Annotated in this window: 18 protein-coding genes; 8 read left to right on the top strand and 10 right to left on the bottom strand. The window is 76.2% G+C overall.

Features of this window, described 5'->3' with window-relative positions:
• Nucleotides 1-129 precede the first annotated feature (129 nt).
• The gene (locus tag ACZ5OX_RS30665; protein WP_392878018.1) at nt 130-387 is read right to left on the bottom strand and encodes a ferredoxin; all 258 of its coding nucleotides are present in this window, start codon (nt 385-387) and stop codon (nt 130-132) included.
• Nucleotides 384-1,607 (bottom strand): cytochrome P450, encoded by a 1,224-nt coding sequence (locus ACZ5OX_RS30660; protein WP_465634499.1) that lies wholly within the window; start codon nt 1,605-1,607, stop codon nt 384-386. Before ACZ5OX_RS30660 ends, ACZ5OX_RS30665 begins: the two co-directional genes overlap by 4 nt.
• Before the next feature lie 689 nt (nt 1,608-2,296).
• On the opposite strand from ACZ5OX_RS30660, the gene ACZ5OX_RS30655 reads away from it, so the two are divergent.
• The 4 genes from ACZ5OX_RS30655 to gndA all read left to right on the top strand — a co-directional run bounded on the left by ACZ5OX_RS30655 (nt 2,297) and on the right by gndA (nt 6,235).
• On the top strand, nt 2,297-3,382 hold the full coding sequence (locus tag ACZ5OX_RS30655) for an S-(hydroxymethyl)mycothiol dehydrogenase (RefSeq protein ID WP_392915596.1): 1,086 nt from the start codon (nt 2,297-2,299) through the stop codon (nt 3,380-3,382).
• Nucleotides 3,379-4,020, top strand: coding sequence for an MBL fold metallo-hydrolase (locus ACZ5OX_RS30650; RefSeq protein WP_465634497.1), 642 nt, complete (start codon nt 3,379-3,381; stop codon nt 4,018-4,020). Before ACZ5OX_RS30655 ends, ACZ5OX_RS30650 begins: the two co-directional genes overlap by 4 nt.
• Nucleotides 4,021-4,108: 88 nt before the next feature.
• Entirely contained in the window at nt 4,109-4,510 is a 402-nt protein-coding gene (locus ACZ5OX_RS30645; RefSeq protein WP_465634496.1) for a pyridoxamine 5'-phosphate oxidase family protein, read from the top strand.
• A 285-nt stretch (nt 4,511-4,795) separates the two neighbouring features.
• Complete coding sequence (gndA, locus tag ACZ5OX_RS30640; protein ID WP_465634494.1) at nt 4,796-6,235, top strand: NADP-dependent phosphogluconate dehydrogenase; 1,440 nt, start codon at nt 4,796-4,798, stop codon at nt 6,233-6,235.
• A gap of 82 nt (nt 6,236-6,317) precedes the next feature.
• Here the strand turns inward: gndA and ACZ5OX_RS30635 are convergent, their stop codons facing one another.
• The 7 genes from ACZ5OX_RS30635 to ACZ5OX_RS30605 form a co-directional block, all read right to left on the bottom strand.
• Nucleotides 6,318-7,421 carry an NAD(+)/NADH kinase gene (locus tag ACZ5OX_RS30635; RefSeq protein WP_465634493.1) on the bottom strand — a complete coding sequence of 368 codons (1,104 nt, stop codon included), beginning with the start codon at nt 7,419-7,421 and terminating at the stop codon, nt 6,318-6,320.
• A gap of 236 nt (nt 7,422-7,657) precedes the next feature.
• Nucleotides 7,658-8,983, bottom strand: a complete 1,326-nt coding sequence (locus ACZ5OX_RS30630; RefSeq protein WP_465634492.1) for an MFS transporter — start codon at nt 8,981-8,983, stop codon at nt 7,658-7,660.
• 299 nt (nt 8,984-9,282) lie between these two features.
• Nucleotides 9,283-10,020 carry a class I SAM-dependent methyltransferase gene (locus ACZ5OX_RS30625; RefSeq protein WP_465634490.1) on the bottom strand — a complete coding sequence of 246 codons (738 nt, stop codon included), beginning with the start codon at nt 10,018-10,020 and terminating at the stop codon, nt 9,283-9,285.
• 191 nt (nt 10,021-10,211) lie between these two features.
• Complete coding sequence (locus tag ACZ5OX_RS30620) at nt 10,212-11,414, bottom strand: MFS transporter (protein WP_465634489.1); 1,203 nt, start codon at nt 11,412-11,414, stop codon at nt 10,212-10,214.
• 129 nt (nt 11,415-11,543) lie between these two features.
• Nucleotides 11,544-11,783, bottom strand: coding sequence for a hypothetical protein (locus tag ACZ5OX_RS30615; RefSeq protein WP_465634487.1), 240 nt, complete (start codon nt 11,781-11,783; stop codon nt 11,544-11,546).
• 186 nt (nt 11,784-11,969) lie between these two features.
• Nucleotides 11,970-13,391 carry a glutamate-cysteine ligase family protein gene (locus ACZ5OX_RS30610; RefSeq protein WP_465634486.1) on the bottom strand — a complete coding sequence of 474 codons (1,422 nt, stop codon included), beginning with the start codon at nt 13,389-13,391 and terminating at the stop codon, nt 11,970-11,972.
• Nucleotides 13,388-14,854, bottom strand: a complete 1,467-nt coding sequence (locus tag ACZ5OX_RS30605; RefSeq protein ID WP_465634485.1) for a flavin monoamine oxidase family protein — start codon at nt 14,852-14,854, stop codon at nt 13,388-13,390. The genes ACZ5OX_RS30610 and ACZ5OX_RS30605 overlap by 4 nt, the downstream gene beginning before the upstream one ends.
• Before the next feature lie 587 nt (nt 14,855-15,441).
• On the opposite strand from ACZ5OX_RS30605, the gene ACZ5OX_RS30600 reads away from it, so the two are divergent.
• Together ACZ5OX_RS30600 and ACZ5OX_RS30595 are read left to right on the top strand one after the other, a co-directional pair.
• Nucleotides 15,442-15,819, top strand: coding sequence for a hypothetical protein (locus ACZ5OX_RS30600; RefSeq protein ID WP_465634483.1), 378 nt, complete (start codon nt 15,442-15,444; stop codon nt 15,817-15,819).
• 277 nt (nt 15,820-16,096) lie between these two features.
• Nucleotides 16,097-16,729, top strand: a complete 633-nt coding sequence (locus ACZ5OX_RS30595) for a sigma-70 family RNA polymerase sigma factor (RefSeq protein WP_449790708.1) — start codon at nt 16,097-16,099, stop codon at nt 16,727-16,729.
• A 37-nt stretch (nt 16,730-16,766) separates the two neighbouring features.
• Here ACZ5OX_RS30595 and ACZ5OX_RS30590 read toward each other — a convergent pair whose 3' ends face one another.
• Entirely contained in the window at nt 16,767-19,694 is a 2,928-nt protein-coding gene (locus tag ACZ5OX_RS30590) for an AfsR/SARP family transcriptional regulator (RefSeq protein ID WP_465634481.1), read from the bottom strand.
• Nucleotides 19,695-19,968: 274 nt separating this feature from the next.
• Here ACZ5OX_RS30590 and ACZ5OX_RS30585 point away from each other — a divergent pair, with 274 nt between their 5' ends.
• Both ACZ5OX_RS30585 and ACZ5OX_RS30580 read left to right on the top strand, forming a co-directional pair.
• The gene (locus ACZ5OX_RS30585; protein WP_465634480.1) at nt 19,969-22,638 is read left to right on the top strand and encodes an AfsR/SARP family transcriptional regulator; all 2,670 of its coding nucleotides are present in this window, start codon (nt 19,969-19,971) and stop codon (nt 22,636-22,638) included.
• Between the two features lie 292 nt (nt 22,639-22,930).
• Nucleotides 22,931-25,348 (top strand): ATP-binding protein, encoded by a 2,418-nt coding sequence (locus ACZ5OX_RS30580; protein ID WP_465634478.1) that lies wholly within the window; start codon nt 22,931-22,933, stop codon nt 25,346-25,348.
• The last annotated feature ends 4 nt before the right edge of the window (nt 25,349-25,352 follow it).

Below are 25,352 nucleotides of genomic sequence, written 5' to 3'. Positions count from 1 at the left end.
AAAAAGAGAAAAAAAAGAGAGCACGCACCTAGGCAACAGCACCCCCCCCCCCCCCCCCCCTCCCCCTCCCCCCCTCCCCCCCCCTCCTCCCCCCCTCCCCCCCCCCCCCCCCCCACCACCGGGTCGGACTCACTCCGCGGGGGCGATCCGGTAGCCGCCGCGGGCCGAGTGGAGGCTGAGCGCCTCGACCGGGCAGTAGTCCACCGCCTCGCTCAGCCCGTCCGTCAACTCCGCGCCGCCGTCCGCGTACGCGGCCAGCGGCGCGGCCAGCCCGTCGGCGCCGAGGACCAGCGAGTCGGGGGCGCTGAGGGCGCACATCCCGGAGCCGATGCAGCGGTCCCGGTCGACCCGGACGACCACCGGCTCGGTGTCCGCGCGGCCCGTCACCAGGCCACCTGCAGGGAGTTGGGGCTGCGGGTGAGCAGGCCGCGCCGCCAGTCGATCCGCTCGACCGGGCCGGCCAACCGCAAGGAGGGCAGGCGGCGGGCCAGCCGGTGCAGGGCGAGTTCCAGCTCCATCCGGGCGAGCCAGGCGCCCAGGCAGTGGTGCGGTCCGGCGCCGAAGGTGAGCGTGGGGCCGGTCAGCGGGGAGAACAGCTCGGCGGGCAGGTCCCCGGCGAACACCTCCGGGTCGTGGTTGGCGGCGGCCGGGTCGGCGGCGACCACGCTGCCGGCCGGGATGACCACGCCGCCGATCTCGACGTCCTCGACGGTGCGGCGCAGCAGTCCGGGCATGTGCTCCTGGCGGTCGCCGAGCGGGATGGCGCGCAGCAGCTGCTCGGTCGCGACCGTGGCGCTGGCCTCGTCGGAGGCGAGCCGCTGCCAGGCCTCACGGCCGTCCTGGAGCAGGTAGACCAGGGCGTTGCCGAGGCTGGTCATGGTGGTCTCGTGCCCGGCCACGACCAGGCCGATGACCAGCAGGACCAGCTGGCCCTCGGTGATCGAGCCGTCCTCGGCGGCGGCCGCGAGCAGGCCGCTGACCAGGTCCTCGCCGGGGGCGGCCCGGCGTTCGGCGATCACCTCGGCGCCGAAGGCGGCGAACTCGGTCATCGCGGTGACGATCTCCTCGGCGCTGTAGGCGGTGGTGGAGAGCGCGTGGTCGCTCCAGTGCGCGAGCCGCTTGCCGTCCAGGTTGTCCAGGCCCATCAGCCGGCTGATCACCGCGACCGGCAGCGGGCGGGAGTAGGCGGCGATGATGTCGGCCGGGGAGCCGTGGTCGATCAGTTCGTCGATCAGCGACTCGACCACCGAGGCCACCCAGGGCCGCCAGCGTTCGATCGCGCGCGGGGTGAAGGCGCGCTGCACGGTGCGGCGCAGCCGCTGGTGCTCGGTGCCGTCGATGTTCAGCATGCCGTCGGGGTCGTCCAGGATGTTGGGCGTGACCGTGATCGGCGGGGCGTCCGGCGCGTAGAGCGGGGCGCGGCCCAGCCGCGGGTCGGTCAGTACCTGGCGCACGTCGGCGTGTCGGCTGACCAGCCAGACCGGCGTGCCGGTGGGCAGCGCGGCGAGGCGGGGCGGACCGGGTTCGAGCAGGCGGATGCAGTGCAGCGGGGGGAGCGGGGGGAGCGGGGCGGGGCCGGCGCTGGTCGCACTGTTCTCGGTGGACATCCGTACTCCAGACTCCAGGGTGGTGGGCCGCGGAACGCGACCCGACGGAGGGTGAATCCGGGGATGGTGCGGGGCGGGGGACGGGTGATGCGGCCGGCTGGCGGCTCGACACGGGCCGGGTTCGGTCGGGCTCCTGCGGAGGGGGTGGCGCGAAATGTGCGGGCGCGCACGGTCGGTACGCACCCGGCGCGGCCGGCTCGCGGTCGCGCGCCGACGGGTGGGGCGGGTGTGCTGAGCGTGGTCGCGTGGACCGTCTCAGCTACGACCGTACGTGGGCGGCGGGCGCCCGTCTGCGGCACTTCCAGCCAACGCCGGTGCTTTCCGGGCACTTCGGGACGGGCTGACAGGCGCTCAGTGCCACTTGTGCGCCCCCGCCGCCTCCGCCGCGCCGGGTTGTCGCCGGGCCCTCGACGGATACCCGGCGGGCACATGCCGGCTGAGCGCCCGTGAGCCGACGCGACGGCGCCGGAAGTGCCGGAAGTGCCGGGAGCGCCGGGGCGTCGGACGGCGTCGAAGCCGCCGCCGACAGGTCCGGTGAGCCGTATCACACCGCGTCACACCGGATCGCCCCGGGCGCTCCGCAGGTGGTCGGCGGGTGGGCGATACGCTTCGTGGGCAGTTCGTCTTGCAGTCTTTTGTCGCAGGTCACGCCGGTGCAGAGTCGCACCGGCCGACGGAGGTGGAATCGGATGCCCCAGCAGGTCAAGGCAGTCATCGCGCGCGCCAAGGGCGCTCCCGTGGAGGTGACCACGATCGTGGTGCCGGACCCTGGCCCGGGCGAGGCGGTGGTCCGGATCCAGGCGTGCGGCGTCTGCCACACCGACCTCCACTACCGGGAGGGCGGCATCAACGACGAGTTCCCGTTCCTGCTCGGCCACGAGGCCGCGGGCATCGTGGAGTCGGTCGGCGAGGGCGTCACCGAGGTCGAGCCCGGTGACTTCGTGGTCCTCAACTGGCGCGCGGTGTGCGGCCAGTGCCGCGCGTGCAAGCGGGGCCGCCCGCAGTACTGCTTCAACACCCACAACGCCAAGCAGAAGATGACGCTGCTGGACGGCACGGAGCTGTCCCCGGCACTGGGCATCGGCGCGTTCGCCGAGAAGACCCTGGTCGCGGCCGGCCAGTGCACCAAGGTGGACCCGGCCGCCGAGCCGGCCGTCGCCGGCCTGCTGGGCTGCGGCGTGATGGCGGGCCTCGGCGCCGCGATCAACACCGGCAACGTCGGCCGGGGCGACTCGGTCGCGGTGATCGGCTGCGGCGGCGTCGGCGGCGCGGCCGTGATGGGCTCCCGGCTGGCGGGCGCGGCGAAGATCATCGCGGTGGACATCGACGACCGCAAGCTGGAGACCGCCCGCAAGCTGGGCGCCACCCACACCGTCAACTCCCGCACCACCGACCCGGTCGAGGCGATCCGCGAGCTGACCGGCGGCAACGGCGCGGACGTCGTGGTCGAGGCGGTCGGCCGGCCGGAGACCTACAAGCAGGCCTTCTACGCCCGCGACCTGGCCGGCACCGTCGTCCTGGTCGGCGTGCCGACCCCGGAGATGACGCTGGAACTGCCGCTGCTCGACGTCTTCGGCCGCGGCGGCGCGCTGAAGTCCTCCTGGTACGGCGACTGCCTGCCCTCGCGGGACTTCCCGATGCTGATCGACCTCTACCTCCAGGGCCGCCTGGACCTCGGCGCCTTCGTCACCGAGACCATCGAGCTCGACAAGGTCGAGCAGGCCTTCGAGCGCATGCACCAGGGCGACGTCCTCCGCTCGGTGGTGGTCCTGTGAGCGAGAGCGGCACGGCGCGCATCGACCGGCTGGTGACCGCCGGGACCTTCGAACTCGACGGCGGCAGCTGGGAGGTGGAGAACAACGTCTGGATCGTCGGGAACGACGAGGAGGCGGTGGTGATCGACGCCGCGCACGACGCCGAGGCCATCGAGGCCGCGCTCGGCGGGCGCCGGCTGCTGGCGATCGTCTCCACCCACGCGCACAACGACCACATCGACGCGGCCCCGGCCCTCGCCGCCCGCACCGGTGCGCCGATCCTGCTGCACCCCGACGACCTGCCGCTGTGGCAGCTCACCCACCCCGAGCGGCTGCCGGACGGCGAACTGGCCGACGGCCAGCGGATCGAGGTGGCCGGCACCGAGCTGACGGTGCTGCACACCCCGGGCCACGCGCCGGGCGCGGTCTGCCTGTACGCGCCCGAACTGGGCACCGTCTTCACCGGCGACACCCTGTTCCAGGGCGGCCCCGGCGCCACCGGCCGGTCGTTCTCGCACTTCCCGACGATCGTCGACTCGATCCGCGAGCGGCTGCTGACGCTCCCGGCCGAGACCGTGGTGCGCACCGGCCACGGCGACCCGACGACCATCGGCGCCGAGGCCCCGGCCCTGCCGGAGTGGATCGCGCGCGGCCACTGACGGAACGCGCGGGCACGCCGGTACTGCCCGCCCGGCCCGTACGGCCCCCGCGGAACGAGCGTTCCGCGGGGGCCGTACCATCGCGACCATGGCCCACGACCCGCGCGACCTCGACGAATCCTTCCTCGCCTTCTGGCGGGAGCGGCACATCTCCACGCTGACCACCATCCGCCCGGACGGCACGCCGCACGTGGTGCCGGTCGGCGTGACGTACCAGCCGGAGACGGGGACCGCCCGGGTGATCACCAGCCGTACCAGCCGCAAGGCCCGCAACGTCGCCGAGGCCGGGCCCGAGGGCCTGCGGGTCGCGATCTGCCAGGTGGACCGGGCCCGCTGGTCGACCCTGGAGGGCCTGGCGGTGGTCCGCGACGAGCCCGAGCAGGTCGCCGAGGCGGAGCGCCGCTACGCCGAGCGCTACCGGGAGCCGCGGGTCAACCCGGACCGGGTGGTCATCGAGATCGCCGTCGACCGCGTCCTCGGCCGGGCCTGAGGAAGCCCGCTCCCGGGAGTGGCAGTTCCTGGGAACGACGGCTCCCGAGAACGCTCGTTCCCGCTTCCGGAACGAGCGTTCCGCGCGGCTCCGGCCGATCCCGGCGGCACCTGAACGGGCCAGCTCCCCGCGCGGGCGCCGGGCGCCGCCGGTGAGCATGTAGATCGCCCGCCCCGGGCGCCCGGTGCTGTGCGCGCAGCGCGCCGGCGGGTGGAAACGGCCGGCCCAGGCCGCGGCGCGGCCCTTCCGGCCCGCCGGGAACCCCCGAGGAAGGAAGCAGCCGCCATGGAGGCATCCGCACAGATCGGCGTGACGGGGCTTGCGGTGATGGGCCGCAACCTGGCGCGGAACTTCGCCCGCAACGGCTACACGGTCGCGGTGCACAACCGGACCGCGGGGCGGACCGAGGCGCTGATCGAGGAGTTCGGCCACGAGGGCGCGTTCGTCCCGGCGCGGTCGCCGCAGGAGCTGGTGGCCGCCCTGGAGCGTCCCCGCCGGCTGCTGATCATGGTGAAGGCCGGTCAGCCCACCGACGAGGTCATCGAGGAGTTCGCCCCGCTGCTGGAGGCGGGCGACATGATCATCGACGGCGGCAACGCGCACTTCGCCGACACCCGCCGCCGGGAGCGGGCGCTGCGCGAGCGCGGCATCCACTTCGTCGGCAGCGGCGTCTCCGGCGGGGAGGAGGGGGCGCTGCACGGCCCCTCGGTCATGCCCGGCGGCTCCGCCGAGTCCTACGCCGTCCTCGGCCCGATGCTGGAGAAGATCAGCGCCCACGTGGACGGCGACCCGTGCTGCACCCACATCGGCACCGACGGGGCCGGCCACTTCGTGAAGATGGTGCACAACGGCATCGAGTACGCCGACATGCAGCTCATCGCCGAGGCCTACCACCTGCTGCGGGAGGTCGGCGGCTACGCCCCCGCCGAGATCGCCGAGATCTTCCGGAACTGGAACAAGGGCCGGCTCGACTCCTACCTGATCGAGATCACCGCCGAGGTCCTCGCCCACACCGACGCCGCAACCGGCCGGCCCTTCGTCGACATCGTCCAGGACGCCGCCGAGCAGAAGGGCACCGGGCGCTGGACCGTCCAGACCGCCCTCGACCTCGGCTCCCCGGTCACCGCCATCGCCCAGGCCACCTTCGCCCGGGTCGCGTCCTCCCGGTCCGAGCTGCGCGCGGCCTACCGGACGCTGCCCGGCGGCACCCGCCAGGAGCTGCGCCCGCACGAGGCCGAGCGCTTCACCCGGGACGTCGAGCAGGCCCTCTACGCGTCGAAGGTCATCGCCTACGACCAGGGCTGGACCATGATCCGCGACGGCGCGGCCGAGTACGGCTGGGACATCGACCTGGGCGCGGTGGCGCGGATCTGGCGCGGCGGCTGCATCATCCGGGCCGCCTTCCTCGACCGGATCCGCGCCGCCCACGCGGCCAACCCCGACCTGGTCAGCCTGCTCGCCGAGGAGCGGTTCGCGGCGGAGGTCTCCGACGCCCAGGCGGCCTGGCGCACCGTGGTGGCCGGCGCGGCCCAGCACGGCATCCCCGTACCGGCGTTCTCCGCCGCGCTCGCCTCCTACGACACCCTGCGCGGCGAGCACCTGCCGGCCGCCCTGATCCAGGGGCAGCGCGACTTCTTCGGCGCCCACACGTACCGCCGCACGGACCGTCCGGGCAGCTTCCACACCCGCTGGGCCGAGCCCGGCCGCCCCGAGGTGAGCGCGTAGGGCCCGAGGTGAGCGCGTAGGGCCCCGGGGCGACCGTGTAGGCGCGGCCCGCTCGGGCCGCTTCCCGCGGGGGCGCGGCGGGTCAGGCCCCGCCGTCGGTCCGGCGCACCACGGACGGGAGGTTCCTGCCCTCCTGCAGCGTGGGCAGGTTGAGGTGGTCCAGGTCGTGCGGCGGCGGAGCGGTCAGCGGCCAGGCCGAGGGCACCTCGCCGTCGGAGGCGGCGGCGGGCGCGTCGGTCAGCCGCAGCCGCCGGCGCAGGCGGCCGTAGAAGTCGGTCGGTCCCAGCCGGACCGCCCGCAGCCGGGTCGGCGCGGCGTAGACGCCGATCCAGTCACCTGGGTCCAGCACGCCGCGGAGCTGGCCGTCCACGCTGACCGCCGCGCTGCCGGAGTGCGGCAGCAGGCGCATGGCGATCGGCTCGTCCGGTGCGGTGAGGACCGAGCGCTCGAAGACCATGTGCGCCGCGACGGGGGTGAAGACGAGGACCTCCGCCCGGGGCGAGACCACCGGCCCGCCCGCGGCGAAGCTGTACGCGGTCGAGCCCGTCGGGGTCGCCACCAGCAGCGCGTCGCCCGCGTAGGAGGCGAGCAGCCGCCCGGCGAAGTAGACCGCGGCGGCGACCCGGCCGTCCCGGGCGAACTTCTCCACGACGACCTCGTTCAGCCCGAGCAGGTCGAGGGCCACCCCCCAGCCCCCGCCGGCGTCGCAGCCCGGGCGCACCTGCGGTGGGGGCAGGGCCGGCCGGCGGCCGTAGAACTGCGCCGGGCCCTCGTCCTCGGGCGGCGACAGCGGTCGGGAGGCCCGCATGGTGAGCAGCATCCGCTCCTCGACCGTGGTGCGGGACTCCTGGACGGCGTCCAGGGCCTGGAGCACGTCCCGCGCGGGCACCTCGGTGAGGAAGCCGACGTGCCCGAAGTCGATGCCGAGCAGCAGCGAGCCGTTGTGCGCCGCCAGGCGCGCGCCGCGCAGAAAGGTTCCGTCGCCGCCCAGAGTGACGATGAGGTCCGGATTCCCGGCGGCGGCCATCTCCGCCCCGGCGCTGCGTCGCTGGACGCCCGCGTTCCACACGTCGATCTCGGCGCACGGAACGCGGTGGTCGTCGCACCAGGCCCGGACCAGGCCCGAGGCGGCCACGGCTTCGGGCCGCCCCTTGTGCACGACGAGTCCGAGGCGGTGGACCGCCATGGCGCGTCCTCCCGGGCGAGGGGTGGGGTCCCCTCCAGGATGCGCCCGGGCCGGCAGCCCCGGCGACTCGCCCCCGCCCCAGGGGCTCGGACCGGCCCCGCCGTCGGGTTCCCACGGCCAGTGCCGTCGGGCCCGTAAAGGGCGGTGCCGTCGGGCCCGTGAAGGCCGGTGCCGTCGGGTTCCCTGGGCCCGGTGTCGTCGGACTCCCCGCGGCCCGGTACGAAGGGTGACGGCGCTCAGGCGGCCTTCTGCTCGGCCGCCCGCTCGATCCCGGCCAGCATGTCGCGCGGGAACCAGAGGCTGCTCGCGCCCGCCAGGGCGACGGCTGCCGCCCCGACCAGCACCGGCACGATGCCGACCCGGGCGGCGAGCCACCCGCCGACGAAGGCGCCGACCGGCAGGGTGGCGGTCAGCACCGCCTGGAGGAAGGCGTTGACGCGGCCCAACAGGTTTGCGGGGGTGACGAGTTGGCGCCCGGTGGTCATGGCGATCGACCAGATGGTGGCCAGCAGTCCGAACAGCAGCTGGTAGAGCACCAGCACCGGGAACGACAAGCCCAGGGAGGCCACCGGGATGAGGAAGAGGGCGGCCCCCGCGCCGACCGCGCACAGCCGGATGGCCCGGGCCATGCCCAGCGCCCGGGTCACGGAGGCCGCGACCAGCACGCCGGTGCCCATGCCGACGGCGTACGCGGCGTAGACCGCGCCGAGCTGCCACGCGGGCAGCCGCAGCTCCCGGTCGGCGTACAGCACGAACAGTCCGGCGCCGGCGCCGCCGCCGAGGTTGAGCCCGGCGGCGGCCAGGGCCTGGCGGCGCAGCAGGGTCTCACGCCGGATGACCGCGAGGCCCTCCCGCAGGGCTTCGAGTCGGGACCGCGCGCCGTGCCCCGCCTCGTGCGCGGGCCGGTTCAGCGCGGCCGGCAGCGCGAGGAAGAGGGCCCCGCCGACGAGGTAGGCGGCGCACTCGACCAGCAGCGCGGGGGCCGGGTCGACCACGCCGATCAGGATGCCGCCGAGCGCCGGCCCGCCGATCAGGCCGACGGTCCTGGCCCCGGTGAGCGAGGAGTTGGCCGGCAGCAGGCGCTCCGCGGGCACCACCCGGGGCAGGCAGGACTGCAGCGCGACGCTCTGGGCGGAGCCCAGCGCCCCGGAGGCGGCGGCCGCGGCGAACAGGTGCGGCCAGGTCAGGCGGTCCAGCGCGGCCGCGAGCGGCACGCTGCCGATGGCGGGGACCTGTAGCCAGGACACCGAGACCAGCATCCGGCGCAACCGGGCCCGGTCGACGGCGACGCCGATCAGCGGGCTGAGCAGGACGCCGGGCAGGTAGGTCATCGCCAGCAGCGCGGAGGAGCCGAGCGGGCCGGCGCGCAGGTGGGCGATGGCCAGCAGCGGCAGCGCCAGTGCGGTGACCTGGCGTCCCACCGAGCTGCTCAGCTGCTCCGTGACGAGCAGCAGCAGCGGACGGCGCCGACGCAGCGGTACGGGTTCCGGGGCTGGGGGCGCTGTCGTGGGCGGGCCGGACTCCGCCGGTACGGACGACCCCTCGGCCGTGGAAGATCCCATGCGGGGAAGCAAAACACGGCGGGGTCGTCCGCCTGCCCGCCTTTGCCGCCACTCCTGCACGATTGCGCCAATCTCCCAGTACTCCAGGGGACTTGAGTGGTTCGCCGGGCGCCGGATGCTGACCAGCGGAGATCGGGAACGGCCGGGCCGTCGGCGCGGCCCGTCCGGAGGGTCCGACCGGACGCGGAGGATGGCCGAAAGCCGGTGGATCGTCGGGTTTCGGCTCGCCCGGCCCTGCGGGCCGGGGCGTGTCTGACGATTCCCGTCGCACGCCTGGCGCGAATTATCGGACACGCCCTCTAGGCCGGCGCGGAACCGCGCGGCCCGGCGACCAGCCAGTGCGCGGGCAGCTCGATCCGGGTGCCGTCGGGGCCGGACTCCGTGGTGGCCAGCGGCAGTTCACCGGTGGCGAGGACGTCCAGGCCGGCGGCGTGGAACAGCTCGGGGAAGGCCGAGTCGGCGACTCCGGCGGGGGCGAGCCCGTGCGAGAACACCGGGCGCAGCTTCGGGGGCGGTCCGGCCGGCCCGCGGACGAGCTCGGCCAGCACGTCCTTGGCCGCCTCGGCGAGTTCGAACACGAAGGCCCGACCGCGCGCCCCGAGCAGGATGCGAACGGCTTCGACCACCGCGGGGCGGTCGGCCGGTTCGCTCTGGTGGATCACCCCGCGCACGTACACGTTGGCGTCGCCGAGGCGGTGGTGGAGCTCCCGGACGGCCTCGGTGTCGGTGGCGTCCAACCGGGTGAACTCGGCCCGCCCGGCCGGGTCGCCCCGCCGGGCGAGGTCCAGCGCGGCGGCGGACAGGTCGACTCCGAGGACGACGGGGAAGCGCTCGGCGAGGAAGCGGGTCTGGGTGCCGTTGCCGCAGCCCAGGTCGACGACGGGCAGCGCGGGGTCGGCCAGGTGGAGACGGAACAGCGTGAGGTGGCGTTCGGCGCCGAGGGCTGGTTCCGCGTCCCAGATCACCGAGCCCGGCTCCTCGGGCGCATCGCGCCAGAAGCCCTCCCACGCGCCCAGGTAGCGACTCGTCACGGCCATGGTGGGAACCTCCGGTGTCACGCAAGGTGTCTGGCTCGTGTCTATCGGTCCCCGGCGTGGGCGGCAAGCGCGTACGGGCGGCCGGCGGCGTTCGCGCGCGGGTTGCGTACGGCCGGCGCGTACGGCGGCGCGCGGGACGGCCTGCGGCGTGCTGGTCGACGCGCGGGCCGGTGCGGGGCAGTGCGCGCGCGTCAGCTCGCGGTGCGTGCCTGGCGCAGCAGGTAGAGGCCGGAGACGGCGGCGAGCACGCCCATGCAGGCGGCGAAGACCAGGCCCGCCTGGGCCAGGCCGAGCGGCCCGGTCAGCAGGCCCACCCCGATGACCGGGATCGAGATGCCGAAGTAGGCGACCACGAACAGCGCGGAGAGGGCGCCGCCGCGGTGCTCGGTGGTGGCGGCCGCCGCCACCTCGCCCACCGCCCCGCGCAGGCCCATGCCCTGGCCGGCGCCGCCCACCAGGGCGCTGAGCACCAGCAGGGCGAGGACCTCCCGGGCGAGCGAGCCGGCCAGCAGTGCCAACCCGGCGATCAGCACCAGGCAGCCCAGTGGGATCGCCCGGGCGGTGCCGAGCCGGGGCACCAGGAGCTGGCCGAGGGTGGAGGCGAAGAAGACCGTGAAGACCACCAGGCCGACCACCGCGCGGTTGTGGACGCCCAGGTCGGTGGCGAGGAAGGCGGGGCTGACGGAGGTGAACAGGCCCAGCAGGGCGAATCCGGCGAAGGCGGCGACCGCGGCCGGCACGAACACCCGGCGGACCTCCGGCGACAGGCTCGGCCGGTCGGGCCGGGCCGTGCGCAGCGGGCGGGCCCCGGCGACCGTCTCCGGCAGCAGCCGGGTGAGCGCGAAGGAGACGGTGACCAGGCCCAGGTGCACGGCGAACGGCAGCACCAGCGGGTGCGGCGCGTACTGCGAGAGCACGCCCGACAGCAGCGGTCCGCAGCCGAGTCCGCCCATGTTGGCGGCGGTCGCGACGAAGCCCGCCCGGGCCCGGTGCCCGGGCGGGGCGAGCTCCAGCACGTACGCCGTGCCGGTGCCGGTGAACAGGCCCGCCGAGAACCCGGACAGCAGGCGGCCCAGGTAGAGCACGGCCACGCTGTCGGCGGCCATGAAGACCACGGCGCTGGCGGCCGAGCAGGCCAGCCCGCAGAGCAGCACGGGCCGGCGCCCGACGGTGTCCGAGACGTTGCCGACCAGCAGCAGCACGCCGATGACGCCGAAGGCGTACACCGCGAACACGACGGTCACCGTCAGCTCGGAGAAGCCGAGCTTCTCCTGGTACAGCCCGTAGAGCGGGGTGGGCAGGGTGGTGCCCGTCATGCAGACGGCGAAAGCGGCGGCGGCGACGAGGTGGCCCACCCGGGCGACACCAGGCCGGACGGTCCGACGATCGGTCATTCGCCCACCATAGGTGCGGCCCCGGACCGGGGCCGTGCCGCGCGGGGGAGCGCTGCGCCGAATGGCTGTCCGCGCCCGGCGCCCGTCCGCGGCCGGCCGCCGCCGGTCGCGAACGGGCGCCCGGTGGCCTCAGCGGTCCGGGTGCCAGGCGGCTTCGAGGGCGGTGGTGCCGTCCGGCCGGGACACCGGGTGCCACCGGGCGCGCGGCCCGGCCGGGCGGGCGGACGGGCGGGGCGTGCCGATCGCGCCGAGCACGGTGTTGTCGAGCGGGCTGGCGGCGAGGCGGTCCAGCACCCGGGCGACGGCGGTGCGCAGGCCGTGGCGGCGCACGTCGGGGAGGACGGAATGGAACGTGGCGGGGACGGACATGCGGCTCACCTCCGGGACGACCTGCGGGGCTTGCAGGTGTGATGGGTCCAGCTTCCGCCCGCCCGCGCCCGCCGGGGCCCGGATTGACGCACTGCTGACACTCCGCTGACGACCTGCTGACGCGGAGGTTCCCTCCCAGTGGTCCGTGGGTGGTCCGCGGGCGGTCCGCCGTGGTCCGCCGGTGCCTCAGACCCGGTACGCGGCGACGTAGCGGGCCGGGTCGCGGCGCAGTTCGCCGTGCCAGCGTTCGAGGCACTGCTCGGCGAAGGTCCGGCCGGTGGCGAGGACCTCCTCCAGCGGGTCCAGGTACCCGAGCACGTGCGGCGGTTCGAGGCCGGCCGCGATCCGGGCGGAGAGGCCGGCCCGGGCCAGCCGCAGCAGTTCGGCGGCCAGCGGGCGGACCGGTTCGCCGCCGAGCCGGGTGGCCAGGCCGAGGGCGGGCAGTGCGGCGAGTGCGGCCCGGTGGTCGTGCAGGGTGTAGCGGCCGAGCAACTCCCAGGCGGCGTCGCAGGATTCGGGGTGGTAGCTGAGCCCGGCCCAGAGTGCGGGGACGGCGGGGATGAACGGGTACGGCGGGCCGTCCGAGGCGCGCAGCTCCAGGGTGTTGCGGACCCTGGTGTTGGTCCAGAGCTGGTTGAGGTGGGCGGCCCAGTGCGCCGGGGTCGGGCGCGAGCCGTCCGGGTAGCCGCGCCGGAGCAGTTCGTCGAAGGTGAGCTCCGGGGGCGCCGGGTGGTAGCGGCCGTCCGGGGTGCGGTAGTGGATCAGCGGGATGCCGAGCGCCCAGTCGACGACGGACTCGACGGTGACGTCGGGGCGCAGCGCGGGCGGCAGCACTCCGCCCCGGCGCGGGTCCATCCGCTGCCAGGCCCAGCACCGGTGGGACAGTCGCCCGCTGGAGGAACTCCCTTCCTGGAGCGGTGAGTTGACGAGCATCGCGGAGACCACCGGGGCGGCGGCCATCTGCATCCGCAGCTTCCGGGTGAAGTCGGCGGGGGAGAGGTAGTCCAGGGTCACCTGGGTGGACAGCGACAGCGCCATCACGTACCGGGCGCGGCTGCCGGGCTCGCCCAGTCCGGTGAAGTAGTCCCGCATGATGGCGCCCCGGGTCATCGGCACCCACTGCATGTCGGCGAGCCGGTCGAAGGGCAGGTAGGCGCCGGGCAGCAGGGCGAGGCCGAACCGGCCGACCAGATCGGCGAGTTGCTCCAGTGCGGCGCGCATGTCGTCCACCGCCTCGGCCACCGAGGGCGCGGGCGTGGAGGAGTACTCCAGCTGGCCGCCGTGTTCGAGGGTGATCTGGCTGCCGTCCGGGAGCAGTACCCCGGTCAGTCGCCCGGTGTCCTCCTGCGGTTCGCCGCCCCACCGGGCCAGCACCGCCTCCAGGACGGCCAGCACCCCGTTCTCGCCGGCGTAGCGGGCGGCCAGCCCGGTGGCCGGGTCGACCAGGCCGCACTCGACCTCGATGCCGACCAGCTCACCACGGCCGGGCCGGAACGGGGCGAGCAACTCGGCCCGGCCGAGTGCCGGGGCGGGGGCCGGGGCCGGTTCCGGGGCGACTGCGGGGCCGGATGCGGTGCCCGGCGCCGGGCCGGGGTCGGCGACCGTCACACCGCCCCCACCCGGGTGACGATCCGGGGGTGCCCCGCCCGGTCGAGCAGCGCGCCCACCGCGCCGAGGGCGGACTGCGCCGCGCCCTGGCACCAGGCGTGGGCGCCGGACAGGTGCTCGCCGGCGAAGAAGACCCGCGGCCGCTCCGCCGGGTACGGGGAGCCGAGCACGCTCAGGTAGCGGCTGTGCTCGCCGGGCGTGAGATGGGCGAACGCGCCGCCGCCCATGCCGCTCTGCACGTCCCAGTTGCAGTGCACGATGTCGTCCACGTCCGCCGTGATGCCCGGGTGGAGCCGTTCCAGGCACTCCAGCACCAGCGCGTCCCGCTCGGCCGGCTCCAGCGCGGCGAAGCGGCGGGCGTTGGCACCCCACAGGTACGCGCCGAGCAGGGCCGTCGGCTCGGCCGAGCGCAGCGGGTCGCGCGCGACCCAGTGCGGGCCGCCGCTGCCGTTGACCCCGTCCTTGCCCCGCACCGCGTTGTCGGAGGGGTACCAGCACTGCTGGATCGGGAGGTCGGTGAAGCTGCCGCCGCCGTGGATGCCGTCCTCCAGCTCCCAGCGGCGGCGGGTGAGGTGCAGGACGGTCTTGATGCTGCTGGCGTAGCTGATGCCGCGGATGGCGTGCCGCTGGGCGTGCGGCAGGCCCGGGGTGACGGTGATCTGGTCGAGCGCGGGTGCCGGGACGCAGCACACCACGTAGTCGACGTCGTCGTGCAGCCGGGCGCCGATCCGCCGGCCGTGGAGCCGGACGCCGTCGGCGGTCAGCGCCAGTTCGTCGACCTGGGTGGAGAGCTGGAGCGTGCCCGGGCGCAGCGAGTCGACGAAGGCGTGGATCAGCGCGTCCAGCCCGTCGACCAGCTCGACCTGCCCGCGGTGGAACAGGCCGAAGTAGTCGACCAGCACCTCCAGCAGCGAGGACTGCTCGTAGTGGGCCAGGCCGCTGGCGTGGCCGAAGAGGTCCCAGGCGTCCTGCGACAGGTGCTCGTGGACGAACTGCCACAGTGACACCGAGGCCGCCCGCTCCAGCGCCGGGTCGTCCCAGTGGCCCTCCAGGGTGCGGCGCTGCTGCTCCACGGTCAGGGTGCGCCACACCGAGCCGAGCAGGTGGTCCAGCACCGGGGTCGGGGCCTGGCGCTCGGCCGGGCGCAGCTCGTACGCGGGGAACAGCGACGCCACGTCCTGCACCCGGACCCGCCGGCCGCGCAGGTGGTAGTAGGCGCGCGGGTTGGAGTTGACGAACGGGCGGGTCGCCAGCCGGAACCGGGAGACGTAGTGCAGCACGCAGTGGTGGTTGCCGGGGATGCGCATGGCGCCGAGGTCCACGTGGGTGCCGTCCCAGAACCGGTGGGTGCGAACCCGTCCGCCCGGCCGGTTCGCCCGTTCGTACACGACGACGTCGAAGCCCCGGCGCTGCAGCTCGTACGCGCACACCAGCCCGGCGACGCCGGCTCCGACCACGGCCACCCGCCCCCGGGCACCTGCGACCGGTTCCAGCAGCGAGCGGGGGAACGCAAAGCTCGATTCGAACATCGGCACCGTACCCATCTGAGGCGAGACCCCCCGGGCCCAGCCTTGGCCAGGCCGCCGTCGGATGCCACTTCGCGGCGCCGATGCGGGTGACGGGCGGGTGACGGACGGGGGTGTGACGGGGATGGAGCGGCCGCGGCGGCCCTGCGGGCTCCTACCCGGGGTCCGTCCGTCCAATCGCGGGCCTTCGGAGGGGCGTCCTCACCCGGATGCCCCAGCCGGTCGGCGGGCACGGCCACGCCGGGCCGGGCCGGGCCCCCGGATCCGGTCGGACCGTACGGCCGGGAGCACGGCTGAAGGAGTTCCTCCGGTTCACCTGAACCGCTGGTGGCGGAGGGCTCGTTGAGCGGGACGGGGTGCACGGAGCGCCCCTTGCCACTTCGGGAGGGACCGCATCGGAAAACCCTCCGCTCGACCGGCTACCGATCGGTACCTTCGTTCGGTGGCACCCGGCGCTCGCCGAGTGCCATCGGACAGCACCGAGTGCGAGTGAGTGCGACGGAGTCGGAAGGAGCGTGAGCCCCGTGAACGGGACGGGGGAGGGACTTGGCACGGCCGCGAACGGACCGGAGGCCCGGGAGTTCATCGCGGCCCTGGTGCGGTCGGGAACGCCGAGCGTGGCCGGGCCCGCCGCGTTGGCGGTGCCCGAGGCGGCGGCGGGGGAGGTGATCGCGGTCGCCCGGCGGCTGGCGCTGCGCGCGGTGCCGGAGGGCCGGCTGTGGCCGCGGCCCGCGCCGGGACTGCTGGGCCTGGCGACGGCGCTGGTGGTGGACGAGCACCCGTCCGCTCCCCGGTGGTCGGCGGCGGAGCGCCGGCGGCTGGCGACCTGGGTCGCGATGCTGATCGAGCACCGGGGCGAGGACGGGGTGCGGGAGCTGCTCCGGGTGCTCGCCGAGGGCTGACCGGCCCCCGGCCGGCGGTGCCCCGCCGGAGCCGCGGCGCACGGCCGCTAACGACCGGCCAACGGTCGTCGGCGTCCGCCAACGGTGGCGTCCGCGGCCGGGCCGAGCGCTGCGCGCGGAGGCGTTGGCCGATCCTTGGCGCGGACTTGGCGGCCTCCGGCAGTGTGCTGGTGCAGCCACCGCCGGGGATGTCCGGCCGGTGCCCAGCACGCCTGCCCGTGCTGCGACCTCTGCCCGTGCTGCGCCCCTTGCCCGACCTGAGAGGTAGCGCGTGTCGATGCCGCCCGTCGCCCAGTCAACGTCCGCCACCCCGCCGCCCGGGGGCCCCGCGGACACGCCGGAAGGTGCCGGCGCCCCGGCCCGTCCGACCCTCGACCCCGACACGCTCGCCGAGATCCACCGGCTGCACGGCGGCTACCTGCTGCGCTCGCTGCTGCGGGCCACCGGCGGGGACAGGGGCAAGGCCGAGGACATCCTCCAGGAGACCCTGCTGCGCGCCTGGCAGCACCCGGAGGCGCTGGCCGCCGGCCCGGCGGCGAGCCGGCCCTGGCTGTTCACCGTGGCCCGGCGGATCGCGATCGACCACTACCGGATGGCCGCCGCCCGCGCCAAGGAGGTGATCGGCGAGCCGGTGGAGGACCGGCCGCTCGCCGACGACCCGTACGAGCGGGTGGTGGTGGCCCGGGACATCGCGCTGGCGCTGCGCCGGGTGCAGAAGCACCACCGCGAGGTGCTGGTCGAGCTGCACCTCGAGGACCGCTCGGTGCTGGAGGCCTCCGCCCGGCTGGGGGTGCCGCCGGGGACGGTCAAGTCCCGCAACTTCTACGCGATCCGGGCGCTGCGCCCGGTGCTGGCGGCGGAGCACGGGTACGCCCCGCCGGAGCACGGGGCCGCCTCGGCCACCGGCTGACCGGGCCGGCGGTGGCACCGGCCCCGGGCCGCGCGGCTCAGTCGTGCGCGGGCCGCCGGTCGGCGCGGAGGTCGAGCGACTCCTCCAGGCCCGCGGTGAACTCGCTGAGGTAGCCGGCCTGCCGGTCGTGCGCGCGGAAGCGGTCCAGCGCCCTGCGAAGCCGTCCTCCGGCCTCCGGCTCCCGGCCCCGGGCCGTCAGGTGGGCGGCGTAGGCCTGTTCGGCCACCGCGTGCAGGTACAGCAGGCCGGCCTCCTCGCAGGCGGCGAGCAGCCGGTGCCAGGCGAGGTCGGCGGCGTCGTCGCGGACCGTCGGGGGGAGGGCCTGGGCCTCGGTCAGCAGCGACCAGAGGTGGACCTGGGTGACGGGCGTGGCGGGCAGCAGCTCCCGGGCCTCGCGGGACCGGCGCTGGGCGCCCTCCCGGTCCCCGACGGCCAGGCTCACCCAGCCCTGGTGCACCTTGGCGTCGACCAGCCGGCGGCGGTCGCCCGACTCCAGCGCGAGCGCGGTGGCGGAGGCCGCCAGCCGTTCGGCCTCGGCGCAGTGGCCGAGCATCGCGGTGACCAGCGCCAGCGTGGCGAGCGCCCGGACGCGCGCGGACGCGGCGGCGGGCCCGGTCGAGGACTCGGCGGCGGCCACCGCCCTGCGCGCCGCCTCCGCGGACTCCGGCCGGCGTTCCAGCGCGACCAGGGCCTGTGCCCGGCAGGTGAGCAGCAGCGCGACCGCGACCGGGTCGCCGCACCGTTCGGCCGCCGCCAGCCCCAGCCGGGCGCAGGCGAGCCAGTCGGTGAAGCGGCTGGCGCCGTAGTAGAGCGAGCCGCAGGTCAGCGCGAGCCGCCAGGTGCGGGCCGGATCGGTGCCGGGGGACGCGATCAGCGCGGAGATCGCGGGTTCCTCGGCGTCGAACCAGTCGAGCGCGGTGCGGATGTCGACGGCGGCGGGCACGGCCTGCGCCGGACCGGCGGGCGGGGCGGCGGGCGGGGCGGTGTCCTCCTGGCCGGGGTCGAGGAAGGAGCCGCAGTGCCGCAGGGCCGTGAGGTAGTGGTCGGCCAGGCGTTCGCGGAGCAGCCGTCGGTGCTGTTCGGGCCGTTCGGCGAGCAGGCCGGCGCCGTACAGCCGGACCAGGTCGGCCCGGGCGTGGCGGCCCGGGGCGGTGTCGGTGAGCAGGTGGTGGGAGGTCAGTTCGCCGAGCGCCCGGTGGGCGGTGGCGGTGTCGCTGCCGAGCAGGGCGGCGCTCGCCTGGGCGTCCACCTCGCGGCCGGGATGCGCGGCCAGGGCGGTCAGCAGCTCGGCCGCGGGTTCGGAGAGCCGGCGGTGGGTGAGCCGGAGCCGGCCGGCGACGGAGAGCGTGCCGTCGGCGTCCAGGACGGCCAACCTGGCGCGCTCGTCGGCGAGTTCGGCGACCAGACCGGCGACCGTCCAGTCCGGCCGGGCGGCGAGGCGGGCGGCGGCGATCCGCAGGGCGAGCGGCAGGTGGTCGCAGAGCCCGGCGAGCCGGGCGGCGGCCTCCGGCTCGGCGCGCAGCCGCTCCGGCGTCAGGGCGCGTTCCAGCAGGTGCAGGGCGTCGTCCTCGGGCAGCGCGGCCAGGCGCAGCAGGCCGGCCCCCTCCAGGGCGACCAGGCCCTCCAGCGGGCCCCGGCCGGTGACCACGGCGGTGCCGGTCGGTCCCGCGGGCAGCAGGTCGGCGACCTGCTCGGCGTCGGCGGCGTCGTCCAGCAGCACCAGCAGCCGCCGGCCCCTGGTGCGGTCGCGGTAGAGCGCGGCCCGGGCGGCGCGGTCGGCGGGGATGTCCTCATCGGGTACGCCGAGCGCGCGCAGGAAGCCGGCCAGCACGGCCTCGGGCCGGGCCGGGGCTTCCGGCGAGCCGGGGGCACCTGGGGTGTGCGGGTCGGCCGGAGTGTCCGGGTCGGCGGGGGTGTTCGGGTTGGTCGGGGTGTTCGGGTCGGTCGGGGCGAGGCCGTGCAGCTCGGCGTGGAGCACGCCGTCCGGGAAGCGGCTGGCCGCCCGGTGGGCCCAGGCGGTGACCAGCGCGCTCTTGCCGACGCCGGCCGGGCCGACCACCAGCACCGGGCCTTCACCGGAACGGTCGGGCCCGCAGGCCCGGTCGAGGCGGGCCAGGTCGGCGAGACGGCCGACGAAGTCCGGGTCGCGGCGAGGGAGCCGGCGCGGGACGGGCGGGGCCTGCGGGGTCGGCGGCGCCGGCTCGGCGGCCGGCGGCAGCTCCACCGTGCGGTCGTCGGCCAGCACCTCGGCGAGCGCGGCCCGCAGCGCCGGGCCGGGGTTGATGCCCAGCTCGTCGGCCAGCCGCACCCGGGCCTGGTGGTAGGCCGTCAGCGCCTCGGCGGGCCGGCCCGCCTGGTGCAGGCAGCGCATCAGCAGCGCCACCAGCTCCTCGCGCAGTCCGTCCACCCGTACGCCCTGCTCCAGCAGGGGCACGGCCGACGCCCCGGTGCCCTGGCTCAGCCGCAGTCCGGCCCAGCGGACCAGGACGGAGGTGCGGGACTGCTCCAGCCGGTCCACCGTGGCGGCGCGCAGGGGGGTGTCGGGCAGGTCGGCCAGCGGCTCGCCGCGCCACAGCCCCAGTGCCTCCTCCAGCAGCGCGACCGCCGCGGTGCGGTTGTCGAGCCAGGTCTGCCGGTCGGCCGCGGCCGCGAGCTCCTCGAAGCGCAGCGCGTCCACCGCGCCGACCGGCCCGTCCAGCAGGTAGCCGGAGTCCCGGGTGTGCAGCTCGAACGGGGTGTCCGCGAGCACCTTCCGCAGCGCGGCGACGTGCCCCTGCACGGCCGCCCGCGCGCTCGGCGGCGGCTGCTCGTCCCACAGCATCTCGTACAGCTGCTCCATGGCGACCAGACGCCCCAATCGCAGCGCCAGCAGGGCCAGTACGGCCCGCCGCTGCGCGCCCGCCACGCCGTCGAAGCCCTCTGCCCCGACCCGCAACTCCACCGGCCCGAGCAGCCGAATCCGCACCAGTACCCCCGTTTCACCGCGAACCGCACATCACACCCGAAGCCTCGGGGTGGAGCAGTGTAGTGCGACATCGTGTCCCGTCCGTGCCGGACGGGGCTCCCGTCGCAGGCCACACCCCCCTGAGGGATGCCACCGCGGCAGCCGGGGGTTGCACGGGCCGGCGGACGCCGCGCCCGGTGTCGTACCCGCCGGGTACCGTACGGCCGACTGCAAGGGCCGGTCGGCCCTATCCTCGATCCGGCCGGGAATCGACGGCGGGGAGGGGAACGGGCGCGTGCACATCGATCTGCTCGGACCGATGGCGGTGCGGCGGGAGGACGGGACGGCGGTGACGCCCTCGGCGCCCAAACGCCGGGCGCTGCTGAGCGCGCTCGCCGTCCGGCTGAACCGGACGGTGGCCACCGAGGAGCTGATCGAGCTGGTCTGGGAGGGCAGCGCCCCGCCCACCGCCCGCGCCGCCCTGCAGGGCCACGTCACGGCGCTGCGCCGACTGCTGGACGGCTCCGGCCTGGAACTGGGCACCCGAGCGGCCGGCTACCTGCTGGCCGGTGAGCCCGACCGGGTCGACGTGCTGCACTTCGGCCGGCTCTGCGAACAGGCGGGCGTGCTGCTCCCCGAGCCCGCCGCCCCGGAGGAGGACGCCACGGCGGACCGGGCACTGTTGCGACTGCGCGCCGCGCTGGACCTGTGGCGCGGCCCGGCGCTCGCCGACTGCGGCTCCGCCCTGCTGCGCGAACGGACCCTCCCGCACCTGACCGACCTGCGGCTGCGCGCCCTGGAGCGGCTGGCCGACGGCCTGCTCCGGGACGGGCGGGGCGGCGAGCTGACCGCCGAACTCGCCGAGGCCGCCGACGGCCACCCCGCCCGGCAGGAGCTGGCCGCCCGGCTGGTGCGCTGCCTGGAGCAGGACGGGCGGAGCGCCGAGGCCCGGGCGCGGTACGAGCGCGCGGTGGCCCGGCTCACCGGGCCGCCCGGTCCGGAGCTGCGCCGGGCCGGCGAGCAGTCCGGTGCCCGGCCCGCCACTGCCCGGCCCGCCGCTGCCCGGCCGGCCACCGACCCCTGGCTCGCCGCGGACCCCCGGTTCGTCGGCCGGAGCGCCGAACTCGCCCGGCTGGACCAGGTGTTGCCCGCCGCCCGGGACGGCCGCCCGATCCTGGTCACCGGCCCCGCCGGGGTCGGCAAGACCAGCCTGGTCCGGCACTGGACGGCCCGGCGCGGCGCCGCCCACTTCCCGGACGGCATCCTCCGCGCCGACCTGCGCGGCTTCGACCCGGACGGGCCGCGCGAACCCGCCGAGGTGCTCGGCGAGCTGCTCTCCGCCCTCGGCGTCGCCCCGGACGCGCTGCCCGCCGAACCCGAGGACCGCGCCCGCCGCTACCGCGAACTGACCGGCGGTCGGCGGATGCTGGTCGTCCTGGACGACGCCGCCGACTACCCGCAGCTCGCCCCGCTGCTGCCCGACCCGCCGGCCACCGACAGCGAGCCCGCCCCGGTCACGATCGTCACCAGCCGCAGCCGGCTGCGCCACCTGCTGGTCCGCACCGGCGGCATCCCGCTGCCGCTGGGCGTGCTCGGCCCCGACGAGGCCGCCGCCCTGCTCGCCCGCGCCCTCGGCGCCGACCGCACGGCCGACGAGCCGGAGGCCGTCGCCGAACTCGCCGAGCGCTGCGACCACCTGCCGCTCGCGCTGCGGCTGGCCGCCGCCCACCTGGCCGCCCGGCCCGACTGGTCCGCGGCCGACCTCGCCGCCGAACTCGCCGACGAGCAGAGCGGCCTGGCCGCCCTCTCCGGCACCGGCGCCACGCGCGGCCCGCTCGGCCTCACCGCCGCGCTGGACCGGACGTACCGCACCCTGGCCCCCGACGCCGCCCGGCTGTTCACCCTGCTCGGTCTGCACCCCGGCGCCGAGATCGGCACCGACACCGCCGCCGCCCTCGCGGACCTCCCGCCCGCCACCGCCCGCACCCTGCTGACCCGGCTCGACGCCGTGCACCTGCTGGAGGAGACCGGCCCCGGCCGCTACGCCCGGCGCGAGCTGGTCCGCCGGCACGCCGCCGCGCGGGCCTCCGAACTCGCCTGCGAGGAACGGTTCCTGGCGCTCGACCGGTTGATCGCCCACTACCTCGACGCCACCGCCGGCTGGACGTCCGAGGGCACGGCGGCCGGCGGCCGGGCGGAGGACTGGTTCCGCCGCGAGGAGAGCGCCCTGCGCGCGGTGGTGCTCTGCGCCGAGCAGCAGGACCGGCCCACCGCGGCCTGGCAACTCGCCCACCGGGCCTGTCGGTTGTACGAGACCACCGACCACGACCGGACGCACTGGCGGGCCGTGGCCGAGGCCGGGCTGCGCGCCGCGCACGCGGACCGGGACGAGGCGGCGATCGCCCGGCTCGCCACCGACCTCGCCGTCCTGCACGTCGACCGCGCGGCCCACCGCACCGCCGCCGACCAGCTGGAACGAGCCCTCGCGGCCGCCGACCTGGCCGGTGACCGGGCCCTGCGCCACCACTGCCGCAGCCGGGTGGCCGCCGCCCTGCTGCGGGCCGGCCGGTACGAGCGCGCGGTACCCATGCTGGGCGACCTGGTGGCCACCGCCCGTACCTCGGCCACCGACCACCTGCTGGTGCGCGCGCTCACCGACCTCGCCGACGCGCTGGTCCTGGCCGGCGACCCCGAGCCCGCCCTGCGCCACGCCGACGAGGCGGTGCGCGCCGCCACCGCCCGTTCCGGCGGTGCCGAGGCCGTCCTCGCCACCCACAGCCGGGCCCGCGCCCTGCACGCCCTCGGCCGCCGGGACGCCGCGCTCTCCACAGCCCGACTCGCCGTCGCCCTCGGCCGCACCGTCGGCGACCCGGCCCTAGAAACCCGCTCCCACACCCTCCTCGCCGACCTGCTGGACGCCCTCGGCCGCACGGCCGAGGGCGCGGAGGCGAGGCGGCTCGCGTAGGGGCGTGTCGTCGAACTCCGCTCCGGTCCGTCGGCCGCCGCCGGCGGCGGAAACCGCCGATCGGTCGGCGGAACCACAGGCGGAACTACCGGCGGTTCGCCCGACCTGGAACCGCCCGCGTTCCTCCGTCCCGTCCCCGCCGGACCCTCCTGACCTGGGAGGATGCCCTCGGATCGGGCCGAGTAGGAGGAACCCGGCCACCGGGGCATACTTCTGCCTGGAACGAAACCGCCGGAGGCGACTCCAGGCAGAAGTGCGGAACTGAGCGGGATCGAGCGAGTGGGGGCGGGGCATGGCGGCCGGGGGCGGCACGGGCACGGACGCGAACGAGTTCAGCCGTCTGCTGGCCGGGCACCGGGTGGCGGCGGGCCTGACCCAGGAGGAACTCGCCGCGGCCGCTGGGGTCAGTCTGCGCGCCCTCGGCGACATGGAGCGCGGCCGCACCCGCGGACCGCAGCGCCGCACCGTACGGGCCCTGGCCGAGGCGCTCGGTCTGGACGACGCGCAGGCGCGGGCGCTGGACGGGGCCGCGCAGTCCGGACGTCCGCGCGGGGCGCGGCAGGCCCTCACACCTGCCGCGAGCCCCGCCCGGTCCCGCCGGTCCGCCCCGCGCACGGCCGCCTCGGCCCCGACTGCGGCCGACACTCCGAGTGCGGCCGAAGCGCGGAGCGCGGCTGAAGCGCGGAGTACGGCCGACGCCCCGTCCGTGGCCTCCGCCGAGGCCGGCCAGAGCGCCCTCGCGCTGCCCCGCGACATCGCCGACTTCACCGCCCGCGAGGACGCCCTCGCCCTGCTGGCGGGACTGGCGCAGGACGAGCACCCGGCCCACCCGCGCGTGGTGCTGGTCAGTGGTCAGCCCGGTCTCGGCAAGACCTCCTTCGCGCTGCACGCCGCCCACGCCCTGGCGCCGCGGTTCCCGGACGGCCAGCTCTCCCTGGACCTCGGCGGCATGTCCACGCAGCCGTTGTCCGCCCGGGACGCGCTCGGCCAGGTGCTGCGCGCCCTGGGCGTCGCCGATGCCGCGGTGCCCGCCGGGACGGAGGAGCGGGCCGGCCTCTACCGGGCGCTGGTCCGCGAGCGGCGGCTCGTCCTGGTGTTGGACAACGCCGCCGACGAGGGCCAGGTGCGCCCGCTGCTGCCCGGTTCGGGCCCGGCCGTGACCATCGTGACCAGCCGCAACGTGCTGCCCGGCCTGGAGTCGGTGCACCGGCTGAACCTGGACGTGCTCTCCCCGGTCGAGGCGGCCGGCCTGCTGGCCAGGATTGCCGGCCGGGAACGGATCGAGGCCGCCCCCGACGCCACGGCCGAGCTGGCCAGGCTCTGCGGCTACCTGCCGCTCGCGCTGCGGATCGCCGGGCAGCGCCTGGTCGCCCGCCCGCAGCAGCCGGTCGCCCACCTGGTGCGCCAGCTCGCCGCGGAGGAGAACCGGCTGGACCTGTTGGAGACCGGCGACCTGGCCGTCCGTCCGGCCTTCGAGCTGTCCTACCGGCGGCTGCCCGAGGAGTCGCAGCTCGTCCTGCGGCGCTGCGCCCTGACGGCCGGCCAGGACTTCACCGCGGAGATCGCCGCGGCCTACGCGGGCCGGTCGGCGGCCCGCACCGAGCTGGTGCTGGAGCAGCTCGTTGACGCCGGACTGGTGCGGGCCGCCACCCCGGACCGTTACCGCCTGCACGACCTGGTGCGGCTCTACGCGGGCGAGCGGCTGGCCGCCGACGAGACGCCCCAGGAGCTGGCCGAGGTCCGCACCCGGGCCGGCCGCTGGATCCTCGGCCGGGCGGCCGACTACGGACTGCGGTTCGACCCGGACCACGCCACGGCCGGGACCGGCACCGACGGCCCGGCACCCGCGTACCTCACCGAGGCGGCCGCCTGGCTGGAGTACGAGCACCCGGAGTGGCTGGCGGCGCTGCACCAGGCGCAGCGGGCCGGCCGGTACCGGGAGGTGGTGGACACCGCCGAGGCGATGCACTGGTTCTCGGACCGGCTGCTGAGCTGGGGCATCTGGGCCGAGGTGTTCCAGCTCTCGGCGGACGCCGCCCGGGCGATCGGGGACCGGCGGGTCGAGGCGGTGCACGTCAACTACCTGGCCTGGACGCACGTCACCTGCCTGCACCGCTACCAGCGCGGCATCGAACTGGCCGCCGAGGGACTGGAGCTGGCCCGCGCGGTCGGTGACCGGGAGCAGGAGGGCTGGGCGCTCACCTACCTCGCCTCGGGCCTGCGCTACCTCCAGCGGCACCGCGAGGCGACCGACGCCTTCCACCGGGCGGCGGACGCCTTCACCGAGGTGCCCAGCCGCTCGGCGATGATCGGCCGGCTGGTCACCCTGCGGGGCGCCGCCAACTGCCTGCGGGAGTCCGGCCGGGCGGAGGAGGCGGTGGAGTCGCGCCGGCGGGCGCTGGCCGGGGCGCTGGAGCTGGTGGAGCGCTGGTCCTCGCCGCTGATCCACCTGCTCGCGGCCATGACCGCGCACGAACTCGGCCTGGACCGGGCGGCGTTGAAGCGGTGGCCGGCCGCCGAGAAGGCCTACCGGCAGGCCCTGCTGCACTTCGAGGCGGTGGGCCGCCCGGACAGCATGACCAAGACGCTGACCGAACTGGGCACCGCGCTGATCGAGCAGGGCCGCGCCGAGGAGGCCCGCGAGCTGCTCACCGAGGCGCTCACCGACCTGAGCGCGGAAGGACCCCGCTCGGCGAGTGCCCGGCACTGACCTG

This window comes from Kitasatospora sp. NPDC032121 (genome assembly GCF_055580145.1).
The sequence above is the reverse complement of the archived record's forward strand: the minus strand, read 5'-3'. Positions and strand labels throughout refer to the sequence as shown.